Below are 2,594 nucleotides of genomic sequence, written 5' to 3' on the forward strand. Positions count from 1 at the left end.
TTGAAAGAACATAGCTTCAGCAAATCCCTCACGAGGTTAACTGTATGCTTTTCTTCAGAGTGAACAGTCAATTACTCTGATGGGATTCTCACCCACTGGATCACCACAGCTTCGTGGCACACCAACGGTTAGTATAAGAGTAGTAGCGGATTAATATGCAACTATTTTTCAGATAACAATACACTTAATTAAATGTAATAGCGGTTTGGATTAAAACCCAAACCGCTATTACTTTTATACATTGTTATAGCCAGTTTTATTTATTCAACCAGTTCCTAAATATTTTCATCAGTAATGGTTGTGCCACATAAACCATTAGGATTACCAAAATTGTAGTCAAAAGTAGTTCAGTCAAAATAGAATTTAATCCTAGTGCTATTAATCTCGGTTTGAAGAATGGCATAATGGTGAAAATTAATGGAACAATGGCAATCCATACTATGATTGCCATTTTCCATTTTTTAGGTGTTTTCTCTGCTGTCATTTTATCTATCAGTTACCTTTTTGTAATTTACTTTAATGGGAGATTGCAAAATAAATAGTTCACTTTCTTCACTAGTATTCAGGTTTATTTTATCTAAACCACTTGTTTTTGTAAAACTATCTTTTGCCATTTTATTCCCTTCAAGCTCTATATTTCCTTCCATTAAATAGAATGAATGAAAGTTATTCTTATCCAAATTGATAGTATGATTTCCCTTTGGTAGTTTATATCGCTTTGCGGAAATACTAGGAGCATCAGTTTCTATTGGCGCGTCTTCTCCTGCATATGATTTTACCTCATAACCATTTTCATTTACCCATTTAAAAGCATCTGCTTGATAATCCTTGTAGTAAGGTGCTTTGTTTAGTGCTTTACTAAAATCTGGGTCAAACCATATTTGAAAAGCTCTTGAACCTTTCCAATATTTTTCTGAATGTTGTAAACCACTTCCAGCTTGTATGTGCTGTACGCCATCTGCTGGTAAAGGTGTCCATTTGTTAGTGGCTGTATCGAAATGTTCTAAACCACCTTCAAAAATGAAAGTTAGTATTTCAATGCCTTTGTGTGGATGCATTGGAAAAGCACCTTCTTCAATTGCGTCTACGTTTGCCCAATAAATAAGATTTGAATATAAAGGTTCTCCAGCTAAAGGCTTGTTTTCGTGAAGACTTCCACCAAAAAGTGAAACACCTTTTTGTTCTTGTTTTGATTTTATATGTAATTTCATTTTATGTATGTTTTTAATTAATAATTCAACGTTATTTTCTCTGCTTTACTGACGATAAATAACTTTCATAAATCCATCCATAAGAAGTGAATTGTCCTAAAACACCACCTAGTTCCATAGATTTCTCATCTCTCCAATCGCGCATTAACTCTGCATTTACGGATGCCCAAGTAGCAACTTTAGCACCAGCCTGTGATAAACGATGCATTGTTGCATCTTGAACCATTTTGTTCCAAGTTCCAGAAGCATCAACAACTGCATATGGGTCGTAACCATCACGAACAGCAGAAATGGCAGGAAATAATAAGCATACGTCTGTTACAATACCAGCCATAATAACTTTCCTTCTTCCAGTTTTGTCAATCGCAGCTTTAAAATCTGGATTATCCCAAGCGTTTATTTCTCCTGGTCTGTCAATAATAGTTGCATCTGGAACTATATTTAATATCTCTTGCCAAAATGGTCCGTTTGGTCCATCTGCCATACTCGTAGTTATGATTACTGGTATTCCAGCTACTTTTGCCATTGTTGCAAGTGCTTTTAGATTGTTTTGCAATAGGAGTGGGTCAATATCTCTAACACTAGCTAATAAGCCTGTTTGATGGTCAATTAATGTTAGTACTGCATTTTCTTTTGTTAAGAATTCTGTAAATCTGTTTTCTGTGCTCATAATATTAATTTTAATTTATTATTGTATAGGTAATATTTGTATAGGAGAATATTTGTGTAAATTTTTTTATCTCCTGATTTTGGTTAAAATTTTTGATACTACTCTTGCTTCATCTTCAGTAATAGAGTAGAGGACTTTAATAAGTTCGTCTATTTCCTTTGTAACCTCTAACAATACTCGTTTACCTTCTTCGGTAATGTCTATATCCATCTGCCTTCTATTAGTTTCACAAAGACAACGTGTAACCCATTTTTTAATTTCCATTTTATCGATTAGACGTGTAATATTGCTGCCTTTATCAATTACTTGGTCTTTTAAATAAGCAGCTGAAACTGGACGAATATCTGCACCATTTAGTATTCTCAATATGTTGTATTGAGCAGGTGAAATGTCATAGGGCTTTAAAACTGTTTTCAATTGATGCATATACCAACTATGGGTAGTTAACAGTTCGACTGCAACATTTTGATATAAATCTTTTTTATTTATCATTGTATAGGTAACATTTTCCTATGCAAATTTATAATTAATTTTTAGAACTACAAAATAATTAGTGATAAGCTTTCGGTTATGTGTAATTGGCTATAACATTATAGGATTAAATCATTTAAGCCAAAGGCGCAATTTGATTTAATCCGCTGTTGTACTATGCGTTTTTTTTTTTTTTTTAACCTTCTATGGGGATTGAATCCACTTGTTGTTTACTCAAAGTT

General features: G+C 33.2%; 4 protein-coding genes. All 4 read right to left on the reverse strand.

Annotated features, from left to right (window positions below; genetic code table 11):
* Positions 1–256: 256 nt before the first annotated feature.
* Positions 257–484, reverse strand: coding sequence for a hypothetical protein (locus F0000_RS26965; RefSeq protein ID WP_149627798.1), 228 nt, complete (start codon positions 482–484; stop codon positions 257–259).
* Position 485: 1 nt separating this feature from the next.
* Entirely contained in the window at positions 486–1,211 is a 726-nt protein-coding gene (locus tag F0000_RS26970; RefSeq protein WP_149627799.1) for a pirin family protein, read from the reverse strand.
* Between the two features lie 31 nt (positions 1,212–1,242).
* Positions 1,243–1,881 (reverse strand): isochorismatase family protein, encoded by a 639-nt coding sequence (locus tag F0000_RS26975; RefSeq protein WP_149627800.1) that lies wholly within the window; start codon positions 1,879–1,881, stop codon positions 1,243–1,245.
* Between the two features lie 66 nt (positions 1,882–1,947).
* Complete coding sequence (locus F0000_RS26980) at positions 1,948–2,373, reverse strand: MarR family winged helix-turn-helix transcriptional regulator (protein ID WP_149627801.1); 426 nt, start codon at positions 2,371–2,373, stop codon at positions 1,948–1,950.
* Positions 2,374–2,594: the final 221 nt, after the last annotated feature.

Origin of the sequence: Aquimarina sp. RZ0, from assembly GCF_008370685.1 — a bacterium.
Classification (GTDB): domain Bacteria; phylum Bacteroidota; class Bacteroidia; order Flavobacteriales; family Flavobacteriaceae; genus Aquimarina.